Below are 17,057 nucleotides of genomic sequence, written 5' to 3'. Positions count from 1 at the left end.
GCACGATTAACCTTATTTTGCACATCCTTTATCATTCGTATAACACATGGCATTAATTAACAAGATTAGAGAAAAGTCGGGTTGGGCTGTTGGCGCTATCGCCATTGGACTTGGCGTATTTGTAGTAGGCGGCGACCTATTAGGGCCAAACTCCAGACTTTTAGGTAATGATACGACTACCGTAGGCGAAATAGCAGGTGAGAAAATTGACTACCAGCGCTTCGATATGGTGTTCCAGCAGATCAAGGCCCAATACGAAGGACAGGTACAGCGTGCTGCCACCGAGAGCGAAATGGCCATGATGCGTGAGCAAGCCTGGAACCAGCTAATCTTCCAGATTGCCTTGCAGAAAGAGTACGATCGCCTGGGCATTCAGGTGTCGGAAGAAGAACTGGCCGATATGGTACAGGGTAACAACATCCACCCATCGGTTCGCCAGGCATTCACTAACCCACAGACAGGTGAGTTTGACCGTGCTCAGGTTGTTCAGTACCTGCAGAACCTGGACCAGACCGGTGGTCGTCCGATGTGGGTTAACTTCGAGCAGAGCATTCTCAACGACCGCATCCAGACGAAGTACAGCAACCTGCTGACCAAGTCAGTATACGTAACAACAGCTGAAGCGAAGAAGCACTTCGAGGCGCAGAACACGATCGCTAATATGAAAGTGTTGTACGTTCCTTACTTCTCGATCGCTGACTCTGCTGTGCAGGTAACAGACGCGCAGCTGAAAGACTACTACGAGCGCAACAAAGAGCTTTACAAAGTAGAAGATGGCCGTACGCTGGAGTTTGTGACCATTCCGGTTGCCGCTTCTACCGAAGACATGAACTACTTCCAGGAGGAGCTGAAAGACCTGACAGAGCAATTTGCGGCTTCGACCAACGACTCTGCTTTCGTGAATACGCATTCAGACCTGCCATACGACGGCACTTACCTGCACACAGCAGAGCTGCCTGAGCAACTGCACGAAATCGCGCCGCTGGAAGAAGGCAAGGTATACGGCCCTTACAACAATGGCGACACCTATGCGCTGTACAAGATCATGGACATCAGAGATGGTAGCGTAAACACTGCCCGTGCCAGCCACATCCTGATCAAGCCAGAGAACGATTCTCCTGAGGCCAAGCAGGCTGCTCTTGCCAAGGCAAAAGACATCCAGACGCAGATCAGAAACGGTGCTGACTTTGCGGCTATGGCTGCACAGCACGGATCTGACGGTACTGCCGCTGTTGGTGGTGACCTGGGTTACTTCACTGAAGGCCGCATGGTGCCAGCTTTCGAGAAGGCTGTGTTTGGTGCTACTACCGAAGGCTTACTTCCAGCTCCTGTTGAGACAGAATATGGCTACCACATCATTAAAATAACGGCTCCTAAGTCGAAGCGTACTTACAAAGTAGCTGCCGTGCAGCGCTCACTTGACGCCAGCGACGCTACCCGTGACCAGGCTTATGCCATGGCTGACGAACTGGCCGGTACAAGTGGCTCAACGCAGGAGTTCAGAGAGAACGTGAAGAAAAACGAAGCCCTTTCTATAGAAGAAGCTGCTAACGTAGGCAAAAACAACGTGCTGGTAGGTAACCTGAGCAACGCCAGAGAACTGGTGCGCTGGGCTTACTCAAAAGACACTTCTGTAGGTGATGTATCGCCTGTGTTCGAGATCAACGACCAGTATGTGATCGCTACCCTGACTGGCAAGCGCGAAAAAGGCTATGCTAAGATTGAGGATGTGAAAGAGGAACTGACTGCCGCCGTTCGTAACGAGGTGAAAGCACAGCAGATCATTGCGAAGCTGAAAGGCGCGTCGGGTTCACTCGACCAGATTGCTGCTAACTACGGTCCGGATGCGATCATCAGAGAGGCTGAAGAAGTATCGCTTGCTTCTGGCGCTATACCTGGCCTTGGCCTGGAGCCAGTAGCGATCGGTAGAGCGTTTGGCTTGAAGCCAGGCAGCCGTACCGCTCCTATCGAAGGACAAGGCGGTGTGGTAGTGGTAGAACTGATCAACCTGACCAACGCTCCGGATGCACAGGATCTTTCTGGCGTGAAGACGCAGCTGGTAAACACCCGTACATCGCGTGTAGAAACCAACGCGTTTGAAGCAATCAAGGAAAAAGCTGACATCAAAGATAACCGTGTAAGATTCTTCTAAGACCTGCACGATAGGTATACGAAAAGGGCTGTTCCGGGAGGAACGGCCCTTTTCTGTTTATGGCCGAACCGAAATAATTGGCTATCTTCATTTTCGGCAGAAAAGCCCATATCAAAAAGCCTGTATACACGTTGTAATAGATGATGCTTATACCTGTTCATACCTATTTGTCGCGCCTGCTGTTTGTGCTCCTGCTCATGGTGCTGGCAGTGCCCTTTTCCATGGCGCAGAACCAGGAGCTGGCACTGGCGCGCGAGTACCTCAGCAAAGGAGAGTACCAGAAAGCCGAGACCATCTACAGCAAGCTGATCAACGACGAACGCCTGTTCCACACGGTGTACCCCGACTACCTGAAAACCCTGCTGGCGCAGAACAACCACAAAGAAGCCGAGAAGCTGGTGAAACGAACCATCAAGCGCTACCCGGGGCAGGTGAACTACAACATCGACTTAGGCATCGTTTACCAGGCCGCTGGTGACAAGGCAGGAGCGGAGAAGCACTTCGACAAACTGATTGCCCAACTGAAGCAAGAGGAGGTAATAGCCGCAGCCAGCGTTTTTGTGCAGCACGAGCTGTTTGACTATGCTGAGAGAGCCTACCTGCGTGGCCGTGAATTAAGCAAGAATCCATACGAGCACAACCGCTCTCTTATAGCGCTCTATACCTTCCGGCAGAAGCACGAGAATCTGATAGGAGAGGCGCTTAACCTGCTGCAGGAAAACGAAAGTGATCTGATCTATGTGCAGAATATGCTGCAGAACAGCATGCAGGACGAGAAGGCATTTGATGCACTGGAGAAAGAGCTGATTACCAGGGTGCAGCAAAATCCCGACCTGCTGGCTTACAGCGAACTGCTGATCTGGCTCTACATCCAGCGCCGTGACTTTTATAGCGCCTTACTGCAGGCCCGCTCTGTAGACAAGCGCACCCGCAGCGGCGGTACCCGAGTAATGGAGCTAGGTGCTATCAGTGCCCGCAACAATGATTACCAGGGCGCCATCGAAGCCTATGAGTACATCATCAAAGAATATCCGGACGGTCCTTACTACCTGATTGCAAGACAGCGGCTGATAAACGCCCGCGAAGAGCAGGTAGAAAATACTTTCCCGGTTGACCTGGACAAGATCAGGGCGCTGATATCAGACTACGAAGCGCTGCTGGCTGAAGTGGGACGCAATGCCCAGACGGTAGAAGTATTGCAGCACATGGCGAATTTGTATGCCTTTCACCTGGATGAAAAGGACAAAGCCATTGAGTTGCTGCACGAGGCTATCAAAACGCCACGGGCTAAGCCCGACTTTGTAGCTGAGAGTAAGCTCACGCTGGGCGATATATACCTGCTGAAAGGAGAGCCATGGGAATCGACATTGCTATACTCGCAGGTAGAGAAATCGCACAAGGAGACGCCGATCGGGCACGAGGCGAAGCTACGCAACGCCCGGCTTAACTACTACAAAGGCGACTTTGAGCTGGCACAGGCCCACCTCGACATCCTGAAGCTGGCTACCAGCCGCGAGATAGCCAACGACGCCATGGACCTGAGCCTGCTGATCACCGATAACACGGGGCTAGACACCTCTACTGTGGCTATGGAAGAATATGCGGCCATCGAACTGCTCGTTTTCCAAAACAAGCTGGACGAGGCGCAAAACAGGTTGGATGCCATGCTGCAGAAGTTCCCGGGGCATAGCCTGACAGATGAGATTCATTTTCACAAAGCCAGCATCTACGAGCGCACCGGTGCGTTTGACAAAGCCATTGCCAGTCTGGAGAAAGTGGTGAATGCTCCCGCCGATATTCTGAGTGATGATGCCCTGTACAAAATGGCCTACATCTACGAAGAGAACCTGAAAGACACCCAGAAGGCACAGGAGCTATACAATGAGTTTCTGGTGAAGCACCAGGGCAGCATTTATGTGGCTGAGGCACGCAAGCGCTTCCGGAAGCTACGTGGCGATGCGCCGGTGGTAAACTAACGGGTATGCTAAATTGATCTGAGGCTATACCTGATCTGGCCAGTATACGCTACAGGTAAGTGCGTATAGGCGCGTTGTTATGAAAAGAAAATAAACAGGATCAGGATGAAGAGGATGAAGAATCCATACATGATCAGGTCCAGCGAGTAGTTCTTATACTTCTCAAAAATTTCTCTGAGTTGTTTCATGATCTGGGGTATTGTGGAGCTGCAAATTACAAAAAATAGCGGAAAGGTGCTGTGCGATGGGCTGCGGCGGGCTCAAATCCTGCGTAAATTGACTACCTTTGCTTCGGTTTTATTTGTGAAGCAGCATATGGAGAAAAGGTGGGTATACAATAAAAGCATAGCGCCGGAGGTGATCAATCAACTGGCCGAATCGCTCCGGATCAGCACCACACTGGCCGATGTACTGTGCCAGCGCTCTATCTGTACATTCGAGGAAGCGAAAGCCTTTTTCCGCCCCAGCCTGCTCGACCTGCACGACCCTTTTCTGATGAAGGACATGCAACGCGCCGTTGACCGCATAGTTGAGGCACTGCATCGCTCCGAGCGCATACTGGTTTATGGCGACTACGACGTAGACGGCACCACCTCTGTGGCGCTTATGTATAGCTTTCTGCATTCACTTACCCAACCCGGCCAACTCGAGTACTACATCCCCGACAGGTATAAGGAAGGCTACGGCGTATCCACGCAAGGTATAGATTATGCGGCTGAGCAGGGCTTCTCGCTCATCATCAGCCTCGACTGCGGCATCAAATCGGCTGACAAGGTAGCTTATGCCAGATCGCTGGGTATAGACTTCATCATCTGCGACCACCACTTGCCCGACGAGGATATCCCGCAGGCAGTGGCCGTACTGGATCCGAAACAGATTGACTGCCCATACCCTTACAAAGAACTCTCAGGCTGTGGCGTTGGATTTAAACTGATACAGGCCTTTTGCTTTCAGCAGGGTATACCGCAGGAAGAGGCTTTTAAGCTGCTCGACCTGCTGGTGGTGAGTATAGCCGCTGACATAGTACCAATCACGGGTGAGAACCGCATTCTGGCTTACTTCGGTTTGCAGCTGATCAACGGGCCGGGGCCTCTGCGCCCAGGTCTTGAGGCGCTGAAGGAACTGGCAGGTATAACCGGCGAGATGGATATTACCAGCGTCGTATTCGGCTTTGCACCCCGCATCAATGCGGCAGGGCGTATGGGCGATGCGAAGCGCTCTGTGCGGATGCTGCTGGCCCAAACCAAGGCAGAAGCCTTTGAGATGGCCGACATAATCAATGAATCCAACAAAGAGCGCCGCGACAAGGACTCGAACATCACCAAGGAGGCGCTGCAGATGATCGCCGAAGACGACTTTCTGCGTAACGCCAACTCTACGGTACTCTACAAGGAAAACTGGCACAAAGGTGTGATCGGGATTGTGGCTTCGCGCTGCATCGATCACTACTACCGCCCTACGATCATCCTCACGCAGTCAAACGGCAAGGCGTCTGGCTCGGCTCGTTCGGTGCACGGCTTCAATGTGCACGATGCTATTGAGAGCTGCTCTGACCTGCTTGACCAGTTCGGTGGGCACATGTACGCAGCAGGCCTTACATTGCCTGTAGAGAACGTGCCTGCCTTCAGACAGCGCTTTGAAGAGGTAGTGGCCCGAACCATTACTGAAGACCAGAAGATTCCGCAGATAGAGGTAGACGCCAAGATCAGGCTCAACCAGATCACCCAGAACTTCTACAACATTGTGAAGCAGATGGAGCCCTTTGGACCGGGCAACATGAAGCCGGTGTTCGTGTCGGAATGCGTGTACGATACAGGAGCTGTGCGTGTGGTAGGTGACAGCCACCTAAAGCTGCGCCTGACGCAGGATGGCTTTTATGACATCGATGCCATCGGCTTCGGCTTTGGCGACTACTTCAAATTCATCTCGAAAGGTATACCCTTTGATGTGTGCTATACCATAGAAGAAAATGAGTTCAGAGGAAATGTGACGTTGCAGCTGCGCATCAAGGACATCCGGATGTTGAAGTAGTAAGGAGGTATTCGTACCTGTCTCAGGTATAAAGAGAGGTTTTGTCTGATTCTAGAATGCGTACCCATAAAGCAGGATCAGGCAGAGCGCGCACAATCCTATACCTAATAGCCCCAGCTTTACATATCGGCGCCTAAAGGCCAAATAGCCAGACACAATACCCAGCACTTCCACTGCAAACAGCGCCATCACCACAGGAGAGCTCATGGGATAGCTTGCCACGGTGTGCTGTACATCACCTAAGTCTACCTGGCTTTCTTCTGCCTGATAGTAGAAATAGGTAATCAGAATCAGTCCGATCACCCCGATCAATACAGAAGCGACTCCTGTTTTCATTAACTCAAGTTACAAAAGACCTGTAAAACTTAAAACGGGCGCTGCAGTGTGATGGCAGCGCCCGTTTTATATGTTACGGTTCATCGATGTTGTTTGCCAGAAGTTTGACGGCAGGTAGTTGCTCAAGCTCGGTTAATATCACCTTCTCAGGGTATGGTATGAGCTTAGGAGGCACGCACATCAGGTTCAGGCTGTTCATGTCGCCTGCAAAATAGTTGAGATCAATTGCAGCATTTATGCCTGCCAGCTTGCCTGTGTCGGTGTACTGCCAGAAAAGCCACTTGTCTTCGTGGTGAATGTCGGGCTCAATGGTGTTATAGCGGGCAATCCAGAAATGGTAGTCCTTGAAATGACCCTGCAGCCAGCGGCGGTAGAAATTCTGATTAGTATAGATGATGGGCTTTACGCCATAGTGTGCTGTCACAGCCTCCAGCCAGATGCGCATATTTTTTCGCATGTCGGCGGGGGAGGTATGCTTCTCAATTACTTCTACATCCAGCACAGGTGGCAGGTCACCCTCGTGCAGCTCCACCGTGTTGATGAACATTTCAATCTGGCCCTGCACCGGAGCGGCAGGTATAAAGAAGTGATAAGCGCCCCGTTTGATGCCCACACGCTTCGTTTCTTCCCAGTTGCGGGCAAAGTATGGGTCCAGCCTGTAGTCGTCCTGTGTTGCCTTTACGAATGCGAATGATACGCCTGCGTCCCGCACCTGGTCCCAATCCACCTCTTTCTGCCACTTCGACACGTCTATACCCTTCAGGCTTGAAGAGGTGATCAGCGTGGTCTTAGTGGTAGCCCCTGTGCTTTTGGCTGTGGCACCGTTGTTTTTTGTATTATCGGAATTTCCAGAAGGAAGCTCGGTAAACAGGAACGAGAGCAATAAGCCGGAATAAGCCAACTTGTGGGCGGCCAGGTAAAGTAAAGAGAACATCATAAAGGCTGGTTAATCGGAATTCCAAACTAATAAGAAGACGCGACACTAACAACGGCTCGCTCAGAAAAATTTCATTTTTGGAATTTGATTTTTTGAATATATTGAAAAGTATATCTGTTGTTATACCTGGCCATATAGGTATAAAACTTGGCAGGATTACTGCATTGCAGGACGGGTCAAGAATGCGTAAATTAGCCCCATGATACTAAGAGCCGAAAATCTATATAAAAAATATAAGTCGCGCATGGTCGTGAACGACGTGAGCGTGGAGGTAAACCAGGGCGAGATCGTCGGTTTGCTGGGGCCTAACGGTGCTGGTAAGACGACCTCGTTTTATATGATTGTAGGCCTTGTGAAGCCGAATGAAGGACGGATATACCTGGACAAAGAAGATATTACAGACCTGCCTATGTACCAGCGCGCCAAGCGCGGCGTAGGCTACCTGGCGCAGGAGGCCTCTGTGTTCCGGCAACTGACGGTAGAGGAGAACATCCTGGCCCCGCTCGAAATGACCAACCGCCCCAAGAAGGAGCAGCTCGAGAAGGTGGAGGAACTACTGGAGGAGTTCTCGCTGACGCACGTGCGCAAAAACAAGGGCATTGTGCTATCGGGTGGTGAGCGCCGCCGGACCGAAATTGCCCGCGCCCTAGCCGTAGACCCCAAGTTTGTTCTCCTGGATGAGCCTTTTGCTGGTGTAGACCCCATTGCGGTAGAGGAAATCCAGAGCATCGTAGCCAAGCTTAAGAGCAAAAATATCGGCATCCTGATTACCGACCACAACGTAAACGAAACCCTTTCTATCACCGACCGCGCCTACCTGCTGTTCGAGGGTAAAATCCTGAAGTCAGGTACCGCTGAAGAACTGGCTGCCGACGAGCAGGTACGCCGCGTATACCTGGGCAAACATTTTGAATTAAAACGCAAGATTTAGTCTACATTAGGTATATTACAAGGCTAATGTTTGCAAGTTCAGTGATAGGAAAAGCAGTTTAACAATTTAGCCATCAACCTTTGGAAATCATAAACTCAATCGTGACGTGGGTGATGAAGAAGCGGATTCATGACATTGATCTGTTTCGGAAATACCCGCATGAAGTGCAGAACGAGCTTTTTCAGGACCTGATCAGCACGGCTAAGGGGACGGAGTTCGGCAAGAAGTATGGCTTCGCCGATATGAAGTCGGTGAAGACCTTCCAGGAGCGTGTGCCGATTGCTGCTTACGAAGACTTATACCCTTATATAGAACGGGTGATGAAGGGCGATCAGAATATCCTGTGGCCAAGCAAGATTGAGTGGTTTGCCAAGTCGTCGGGTACCACTAATGCCCGCAGCAAGTTTATACCTGTCAGCCCGGAGTCGCTGGAAGACTGTCACTACAAGGGCGGCAAAGACATGCTCTCGCTCTACGTCAATAACTATCCCGACACCAAGCTGTTCACAGGCAAGGGCCTTTCCATCGGTGGCAGTCATCACCCTAACGAGTTCAACACCAAGACATCCTGCGGCGACGTATCAGCGGTGATCATGCAGAACCTGCCGATCTGGGCAGAGGCCATGCGTACCCCGCCGCTCAAAGTAGCGCTCATGGACAAGTGGGAGGAGAAGATCGAGAAGATGGTGGAGGTAACCGTGCCCGAGAACGTGACCAGCCTGAGCGGTGTGCCCACCTGGACCTACGTACTCCTGAAACGCATACTGGAAGTGACAGGCAAGAGCAACATATTGGAGGTGTGGCCTAATCTGGAGCTCTTTACGCATGGGGCTGTGGCATTCGGACCTTATCGCCAGTTGTTCAAAGAGATTATCCCTTCTGCCCAAATGAACTACCTGGAGGTATACAATGCCTCGGAAGGCTTCTTCGGCATACAGGATCAGCGCGATACCGAAGATGAAATGCTGCTGATGCTGGACTACGGGGTATACTACGAGTTCATCCCGATGGATCAAGTAGAAGAAGAAAACCCGAAAACCCTCACGTTGGATCAGGTTGAACTCGGTAAGAACTATGCCATCGTCATCTCGACCAACGCCGGCCTGTGGCGCTACAAAATCGGTGACACGGTTCGTTTTACCAACCTGAGCCCATACCGCATCAAGATATCAGGCCGCACGAAACACTTCATCAATGCTTTTGGCGAGGAAGTGATCGTGGAGAATGCAGAAGTAGCCATTACCAAGGCCTGCGAAGCGACTGGCGCGATTATTTCAAACTTCACGGCCGCTCCTGTGTATATGGAGAGTGGCAAGCGTGGGGGGCACGAATGGCTGATTGAGTTCGAGAAAGACCCCGACAACCTGCCCCGCTTCACCAAAGTGCTAGACGAAACCCTGCGCGAAATCAATTCCGACTACGACGCCAAGCGCCAGAACGACATCGCCCTACAGGAGCCCATCGTACACGCCGCCCCGAAAGGTACTTTCATGAACTGGCTCAGCAAGAAAGGCAAACTCGGCGGCCAGCACAAGGTGCCAAGACTTAGCAATACGAGAGAGTATCTGGAGGAAATTATGTTGTTAGTTGAGAGTTAAATTGCTGTTTCTCTCATCTTGTCATTTCGAGCGTTAGCGAGAAATCTGAAGTGGAGAACCTAGCATTCGAAATGACAATAAAAATGCCCGACAGTTTATATCTGGCGGGCATTTTTGCTTTTAACCTATACCTCAGGTATAGCGGCTATTTAAACAAGCCGTAAATTGTTACGGATACTACGAAGCCCAATGTTAACAGGAGCGCCACATTAAGATAAATAGGCACCGTTTTGCCTTTTACTTTTTTATAGTCAAACCCCTGCGCCGTTAGTACCATTAACAGAACAAGATTGATAATGGTCAAAACGCGGTTAAGGCCGTTCCAGGTATTCTTGATTTCTAGAGTCATTGTACAGCTTTTTTTAACTTAAATCGCTAACCTGCGCATGTTCGTGATGGTCAATACAACTCCCATCACAAGCCCGCATAGTGAAAGTATAGAGCCAACAGCTATCAAATGAATAGCGCTTTGCGTAACAACTTCAAAATCGTTAAACTCTGACAAAGTTGCCAAGAAGGCTACGAAGCTAATGGCCGTAGCCAATAAACCCAGACAGGTTCCTGCTACTTTATTCTGTAAGAATAATTGAATAGAGAGCGCGACTATAATACCCAAAGCAACGAAACTGAAGCTCTGTATGGTAAACAGATCTCCGAAGAACCAGAATGCAGCTAACCCGATGAAGTAGACGTATGGTAATACCTTACTTCCATGGGTTTTTAGTTTAAAATATCCTTCCATTAACAAAGAGGTTAAAGGTATTGCCCAATTACTCATTCATCATCACTCTTTATTCATTATCCCTTACTCCAGGAAGCTACTCATAAAGCCGCCTTCCTTCTTGGCATTCTCACCGTGTGGCATCAGGGCTTCAATCAGCTTCTTCACCGGCATGGACTGCAGCCATACTCTACCGGTGCCGCGTAGTGTGGCCAGAAAGATGCCTTCTCCGCCGAAGATCATGGACTTGAGCCCGCCGGCCCGCTGGATGCTGAAGTCTATACCTTGTTCAAAAGCCACTACGCAGCCTGTGTCGACACGAAGGGTTTCGTTGTTGAGCTCTTTCTCTACGATGGTACCGCCTGCATGCAGGAAGGCAAGTCCGTCACCGGATATCTTCTGCAGGATGAAGCCCTCACCACCAAACAGGCCGGAACCCAGCTTTTGGTTGAAATGCATAGCGAGTTTTGTACCCAATGCCGCAGCCAGGAAGGCGTCTTTCTGTGCGATAAGTGTGTTGCCATTGAACTGCTGCAGGTCAAGAGGCAGAATAGTGCCGGGGTAGGGGGCTGAGAAAGCCACCCGGCTCTTACCATAGCCACGGTGCGTAAAGTGCGTCATAAACAGCGACTCACCCGTGATCAGGCGACTGCCTGCTGAAACCAGTTTGCCCAAAAAGCCCTGGCTGGGGTTGGAGCCATCTCCCATTTTGGTCTGGAAGTCGATGCCCTCCTCCATGTATACCATGGCGCCGGCCTCGGCAATTACAGTTTCGTTGGGGTCGAGTTCGATTTCGAGTACCTGTATGTCGTTACCGAAGATGCGGAAGTCGATTTCATGTGCGTTTCTCATAGTTCTTAGGACTTAATGTTCAGGTAGACAATATAGTAAATTATCTAATCCTCTTCATCGTCCTCGTCCTCATCACCACGTCCTTTTTTTCGACGGGCCTTCGGCAGATCCTTGTCGTCCTCGTCATCCGAAACGGAGCTGGTTCCCTTCACAAAGTCCTCGTCGGTTTCCTCTACTTCCTCGCCCTCCTCTATATGAAACTCTTCTTCCTCTTTTTTTGCCTTTTCAGCGGCATCCCGCTTCACGAGTTTTTTGTCCTCCACATTCTTGTTGAGGAATTCATTGATCTGGTCGATAGAGTAGTTCGACATGATCTCGCCCTGCTGGTTCACCTTTATCTCGAAACCCTCGAGGTCTTTGTGCACCCGCGTTTTCTTCTTAGAGCTTTTGTTCTCTTTTTTATTCTTAGCCATGATCTGGTCCTTATTGTTCTCACTGAAGTATAAGGTGAAACGGCCAAATAGTTACAGGCAGGTATAGCGGACAGGTATAAAAAAGCGGCTACTCCTTTCGGAATAGCCGCCCATGTTCAGGTATAAGGTATGGCCTAAGCTGTTGCGTAGTGGCTCAATGCGCTGATGGCAGCGTCTATGCGGTTCTGAGTTTCCTCACGGCCAATCACCTCAATGATCTGCATCAAGTCAGGACCAGCTTCGGCTCCTGTCACGGCCAGACGAAGCGCCTGCATCACCATACCGATCTTCATGCCGTGACGCTCCAGGATGCTTACCAGCAAGTCCTTCACTGTGTCGGCATTGAAGTCACTTAGGGTCGACAGCTCGTTGCGGAAATCCGTGAAAACGGCCACAGCCTGGCTGTTCCACTTCTTGGAAGCCACTTTCTCGCTGTACTCAGTTGGAGCTACGAAGAAGTAAGCCGCCTCACGCCAGAACTCCTGCGGGAAGCTCACACGCTCTTTCATCAGACCAGCAATCTTCTCGGCCTTCTCAGGCGAGCAGGAAATGCCATGCTCTTCCAGTGCCTTCAGCAGGTAGCCTGCCAACTCGGCGTCTGGCTTGGCGCGCAGGTACTGCTCGTTGAACCAACGTGCTTTCTGTATGTCGAAACGGGTACCGGACTTGCCGATACGCTCAATCGTGAATTCATTGGCCAGCTCCTCCATAGAGAAGATCTCCTGCTGTGTGCCAGGGTTCCAGCCCAGGAAGGCAAGGAAGTTAATGAAAGCTTCCGGAATATAGCCCGCCTCACGGTAGCCAGAGGAGATTTCGCCTGAGAAAGGATCTTCCCAACGGAGCGGGAATACCGGGAAGCCCAGCTTGTCGCCGTCGCGCTTGCTCAGCTTGCCGTTGCCGTCTGGCTTGAGCAAAAGCGGCAGGTGCGCAAACTCTGGCATAGTGTCTTCCCAACCCAGGTAGCGGTACAACAGCACGTGCAGCGGCGCCGATGGCAACCACTCCTCCCCACGGATCACATGGGTAATCTGCATCAGGTGGTCGTCCACGATGTTGGCCAGGTGGTAAGTCGGCATACCGTCCGACTTCATCAATACTTTATCATCAATGGCAGAAGAGTGTACCATTACCCAGCCGCGGATCAGGTCTTTCAAACGAACCTCTTCTTTGCGGGGCACTTTCAGACGGATCACGTAAGGGTCGCCTGACTCCAGACGGCGCTTCACTTCATCTTCCGGCAAAGTGAGCGAGTTCTTCATCGTCATACGGGTGATGGCGTTATACTGCGGCGTGGCTACTTTGGCAGCCTTCAGGCGCTCGCGCATTTCCTCCAACTCCTCAGCCGTGTCGAAAGCGTAGTAAGCATGGCCACTCTCGATCAGTTGCATGGCGTACTGCATGTACATCGGCTTACGCTCCGACTGGCGGTATGGCGCATATGGGCCACCGTTCCATGGACTTTCGTCCAGCTCAATGCCGCACCACTCCAGCGACTCACGGATGTAATCTTCTGCGCCAGGCACAAAACGGTTCTGGTCTGTGTCCTCGATGCGCAGGATCATTTTGCCGCCGGTTTTTTTAGCGAGCAAAAAGTTGTAAAGGGCCGTGCGAACACCGCCGATATGGAGAGGCCCTGTCGGGCTCGGGGCAAAGCGTACTCTAACTTCTCTTTCCATGTATGGTTATTTCAAAAAGGCATTGCAAATGATGGCACAAAGGTACAAAATAAATTCTCGTTTCGGTAAGGTGTCGCTTTCTCTGCCTTATACCTTTGACAAGAGCCTGCACAAACATAACATTTGATTTGCGTATCAGTTTAAGACAAGCCCAAACACGACTCCATGCCCCGCCAAACACTCAAAAATATCTGGTGCCTGCTTAAAGAAACCAGTCTTGAGTTTATCGAGAACAACTCCTTCCAAAAGGGGGCTGCACTGGCTTATTATACCATCTTTGCGCTGCCGCCTATCCTGCTGATCATCATCAACGCCACCGGATACTTCTTTGGTGAACAGGCTGTTTCAGGGGAAATCTACTATCAGATCAGAGAGATGGTTGGCTCGGAAGCGGCTTTTGCGGTGCAGCGCATGGTAGAGAGCATCAACGACATCACCGATTTCAACCTCGCCACTGTCGTCATCGTTGTTACGCTTTTCATAGCGGCCACTGGCGTGTTTGTTTCGCTGCAGGACTCGCTCAATGAGGTATGGTATGTGCGACCAGCTCCTAAGCGCGGCTACGTCAAGCTGATCCTCGACCGCTTCCTATCCTTCGCCATGATTCTGGCCATTGCCATCCTGCTCATCGTGTCGCTATTAGCCAATACCATACTGGTGGCCATCGGCGATTTCCTGGCGGCACGACTGGCAGGCTGGTTTGTGTATGTGCTGCGGGGTGTCAATCTGGTGTCAGGCTTTCTGCTCATGACCTTTATGTTCGGCTGTATCTATCGCTTTCTGCCCGACGCCAAAATAAGGTGGCGCGACGTATGGGTGGGAGCGCTGGTTACCTCTTTGCTGTTCGCCATTGGTCGCGAAATCATCGGGCTATACCTGGGCACGAGCAACATTACGTCCATTTATGGAGCGGCCGGTTCGGTTATTGTGATTCTGCTGTGGGTGTTCTATACCTCCCAGATTATCTTTTTTGGGGCTGTGTTCACGTTTGTGTACTCCCGCAAATACGGCTTCAACATCTATCCCGCCGAATATGCCGTGCGCTTTATCCGGCAGGAAATAGAAGTAGGCCATACGGCCGTGAATGCTGAGCCGGGTAAGTTTACCAAAGACATTTATGGGGAAGAGGAAGCGAAAGAAGCTGCTGAGTCGGAGGAAGGCGATAAATCGGCGGGAGAGGGGATTTGATGATTAACTTGTTGATTATTAGTTTAAAGCACTGCAATTAATAGAAATTAAGTGAGGGCTTATCTTAGCAACACGTCATATGCTATATTCTAAATTTAATTCAGGGCTGGCTATTGATTTGAGGAGGTACTTAGAGTTGTAGAAAGTATGTGAACTGTTTTGTAGATGATAATTACTTCTAATAACACGGCAAGCATCTGCAGAAGGAAACCTAAAGGGCTGATGAAAAGGAAGAAACAACCTGCCGCAATTTCCAAAGCACCAGCTATAGCACAAATAATCCCCAAAGAAGATTGGAGTTTAATCAGGGAAATACCAAACATAATACCCAGTACACCAAAAAAAATAGAAGAGCCAAGTAGCACTAATGTATGGTCAACAGGCATGTAATAAAGGGAGAAGATATCATACCCTACACTGAAAACCATGACGCAAATCAGGATGGTGGCTATGACACGCAATAATAAATCATGTGTATTAGCACCGATCGAAACAAAGCCTCTCAGGAAGAAGATGTATGTGAGAACTACAAGTAATTTAATAACCACATAAAAGCTTTGACTGAAATCTGCTGTCGGCAAGAAGTCGAAATGTATAGAAGCCGATGTTTCTGTGGAAATTCTTATTATATCCATAGGGCCTTCCAGAAACCCTAATACAAAGTATGCAATTCCCGAAATCCACGCCAGGTTTAGTACTCCTACCGGGTTTATTGGGGAAGAATTTTGCTCCTGAAGCTCGTCCATGTCAGAGCCAAGTGCTGAAAGTATGGTTTTGATGGTGTAGCTTCTAGGTGTGACCTCCCCGGTTTCAATCCGCTGTATTGTTCTCACACTTATATTACATAGTTCTACCAATTCCTCCTGTGTCAATCCCTTCGACTTTCTTAGTTCTGCAATCTTTCTTCCTAATTCCGGTTGCTTCATCTATTAATCCTCATTTCTTACAGCATTCTCCCAGGCTGTGAATGTCCAATAACCATTTTCATACAAATTCATTGCCTGTCGTCTTGCTGTGCTGTCAAAGCTGAACTCCACATACACATCTGCATCTGGGATAAAGAATTTATCTACGGATTGCGGATGAAAAACTTCAGATCTTCCATCTGCAAAATATAATTCGATGCCATCGCGATGATTTCTAACCTCGATCTGGCCCGTAAAAGAGTTATGATAGGGGCCGGTGTGCTTAGCTTTCGTCCCATCAGTCAAATCAATCCGTGCAGGCTTTTTCCAGCTATAGGGTACCCGTTCCTCCAGAATAGCCCCCAAGTCACTGAAAGTGTAAGACCTGCGGCCCCTCGAAAGCAACTCAGCCAGATTGGTCTTCAAAATAATATCAGCGTCATATTGAGAAAAGAACCATACATCACCAGTTGCCAGGTTTTGTATATTGGAATACATCGTTGAGCCATTCTTTTGAGTAGTTTCCCGACAGATAGACATCATTGTTGTTAAATCTATATTGCTCTCAGATAATTTTGATGTAGCAATTGGGTATCTCCAGCACGATGAACCGTCTTCATCCCCACAGATGTCAAAGTTGGTTGAGACAAGCGGCTGACCTTTTTTCACCAATCTCATACCTGACGCACTGATAATCGCGAACCTGCCTTGCCTGTCAGCGACGTGCATTTGGGCACTATGAAAACCATTTTGAAACCAGTAGGTACTAAAAAAATCCATTACTTCCTGCACAGTGCTCATGTTTGCCAGAATGTGGGGCAGGATTGCGGCATCGCCCTGAGGGAAAACTCTTTTGCTTTTAGGGTCAAAGCTCTCAACCCGTTTAATGGCGTTGAAGTCAAAAGTTAGACCAGCTTCATTCGTGCCTCCCTGCATGCTGCCTCCTTCACCAAGTGCTGGTGAGAAGTAAGATAGGGTATAGTAGCCATATCTCGTTTCCTTAGTTTTGGGGAACACATTAATAAAGCTGGCTACCCCGAAAGGGCCGTCCTCATTATTCGCATTCCATACCTGGCCGTCGGCAGCAACTGCACTAGCTATAGTGCATGAAAAAGTTGAAAGAGGGGTAAACAGTAGAAAGGTGGCTGTGATAAAAAAAAGGCTGTGGAATGATTTTATTCTTGACTGCTTCATAACTGCAATAAATTAAGTGGTGGTAATCGCTTTAATTTATCTGCAATTACACTTGAAACAGCACAAGAGGCCAAGCATTAAGGATGAACTTTACCCGTCATTTGCCCGTCATTTCGAAAAAGCTGCGTTTCAGTAAGAATAGAGCAC

The 17,057-nt window shown here is 49.8% G+C and carries 14 protein-coding genes; 6 read left to right on the top strand and 8 right to left on the bottom strand.

Going from position 1 to position 17,057, the window contains the following annotated elements; genetic code table 11:
- The first annotated feature begins 46 nt into the window (after window positions 1-46).
- The 3 genes from AC5FXQ_RS07735 to recJ all read left to right on the top strand — a co-directional run bounded on the left by AC5FXQ_RS07735 (window position 47) and on the right by recJ (window position 6,159).
- The gene (locus tag AC5FXQ_RS07735) at window positions 47-2,152 is read left to right on the top strand and encodes a peptidylprolyl isomerase (protein WP_493601904.1); all 2,106 of its coding nucleotides are present in this window, start codon (window positions 47-49) and stop codon (window positions 2,150-2,152) included.
- A gap of 140 nt (window positions 2,153-2,292) precedes the next feature.
- Window positions 2,293-4,128, top strand: coding sequence for a tetratricopeptide repeat protein (locus AC5FXQ_RS07730; protein WP_493601903.1), 1,836 nt, complete (start codon window positions 2,293-2,295; stop codon window positions 4,126-4,128).
- A 315-nt stretch (window positions 4,129-4,443) separates the two neighbouring features.
- Window positions 4,444-6,159, top strand: coding sequence for a single-stranded-DNA-specific exonuclease RecJ (gene recJ, locus AC5FXQ_RS07725; protein ID WP_493601902.1), 1,716 nt, complete (start codon window positions 4,444-4,446; stop codon window positions 6,157-6,159).
- 51 nt (window positions 6,160-6,210) lie between these two features.
- Here recJ and AC5FXQ_RS07720 read toward each other — a convergent pair whose 3' ends face one another.
- Together AC5FXQ_RS07720 and AC5FXQ_RS07715 are read right to left on the bottom strand one after the other, a co-directional pair.
- Window positions 6,211-6,495 carry a hypothetical protein gene (locus AC5FXQ_RS07720; RefSeq protein WP_493601901.1) on the bottom strand — a complete coding sequence of 95 codons (285 nt, stop codon included), beginning with the start codon at window positions 6,493-6,495 and terminating at the stop codon, window positions 6,211-6,213.
- A gap of 73 nt (window positions 6,496-6,568) precedes the next feature.
- On the bottom strand, window positions 6,569-7,432 hold the full coding sequence (locus AC5FXQ_RS07715; protein ID WP_493601900.1) for a glycoside hydrolase family 25 protein: 864 nt from the start codon (window positions 7,430-7,432) through the stop codon (window positions 6,569-6,571).
- A 199-nt stretch (window positions 7,433-7,631) separates the two neighbouring features.
- Here AC5FXQ_RS07715 and lptB point away from each other — a divergent pair, with 199 nt between their 5' ends.
- Window positions 7,632-8,363, top strand: a complete 732-nt coding sequence (gene lptB, locus AC5FXQ_RS07710) for an LPS export ABC transporter ATP-binding protein (protein ID WP_196116392.1) — start codon at window positions 7,632-7,634, stop codon at window positions 8,361-8,363.
- Between the two features lie 80 nt (window positions 8,364-8,443).
- Window positions 8,444-9,961 (top strand): GH3 auxin-responsive promoter family protein, encoded by a 1,518-nt coding sequence (locus tag AC5FXQ_RS07705; RefSeq protein WP_493601899.1) that lies wholly within the window; start codon window positions 8,444-8,446, stop codon window positions 9,959-9,961.
- 367 nt (window positions 9,962-10,328) lie between these two features.
- Here AC5FXQ_RS07705 and AC5FXQ_RS07700 read toward each other — a convergent pair whose 3' ends face one another.
- From AC5FXQ_RS07700 to gltX, 4 genes are all read right to left on the bottom strand, one after another.
- Entirely contained in the window at window positions 10,329-10,703 is a 375-nt protein-coding gene (locus AC5FXQ_RS07700; protein WP_493601898.1) for a hypothetical protein, read from the bottom strand.
- A gap of 63 nt (window positions 10,704-10,766) precedes the next feature.
- Window positions 10,767-11,534, bottom strand: coding sequence for a TIGR00266 family protein (locus AC5FXQ_RS07695; protein WP_076421298.1), 768 nt, complete (start codon window positions 11,532-11,534; stop codon window positions 10,767-10,769).
- 44 nt (window positions 11,535-11,578) lie between these two features.
- A complete protein-coding gene (locus AC5FXQ_RS07690; protein WP_007658382.1) occupies window positions 11,579-11,947 on the bottom strand; it encodes a hypothetical protein in 369 nt (122 codons plus the stop codon).
- Window positions 11,948-12,081: 134 nt separating this feature from the next.
- A complete protein-coding gene (gene gltX, locus AC5FXQ_RS07685) occupies window positions 12,082-13,623 on the bottom strand; it encodes a glutamate--tRNA ligase (protein WP_493601897.1) in 1,542 nt (513 codons plus the stop codon).
- A gap of 165 nt (window positions 13,624-13,788) precedes the next feature.
- On the opposite strand from gltX, the gene AC5FXQ_RS07680 reads away from it, so the two are divergent.
- On the top strand, window positions 13,789-14,811 hold the full coding sequence (locus AC5FXQ_RS07680) for a YihY/virulence factor BrkB family protein (protein WP_493601896.1): 1,023 nt from the start codon (window positions 13,789-13,791) through the stop codon (window positions 14,809-14,811).
- Window positions 14,812-14,921: 110 nt separating this feature from the next.
- On the opposite strand, the gene AC5FXQ_RS07675 is transcribed toward AC5FXQ_RS07680, so the two are convergent.
- Entirely contained in the window at window positions 14,922-15,737 is an 816-nt protein-coding gene (locus AC5FXQ_RS07675) for a helix-turn-helix domain-containing protein (protein ID WP_493601895.1), read from the bottom strand.
- Window positions 15,738-15,740: 3 nt separating this feature from the next.
- Window positions 15,741-16,910 (bottom strand): C45 family peptidase, encoded by a 1,170-nt coding sequence (locus AC5FXQ_RS07670; RefSeq protein ID WP_493601894.1) that lies wholly within the window; start codon window positions 16,908-16,910, stop codon window positions 15,741-15,743.
- Window positions 16,911-17,057: the final 147 nt, after the last annotated feature.

This window comes from Pontibacter sp. LHS1 (assembly GCF_058932855.1).
The sequence above is the reverse complement of the archived record's forward strand: the minus strand, read 5'-3'. Positions and strand labels throughout refer to the sequence as shown.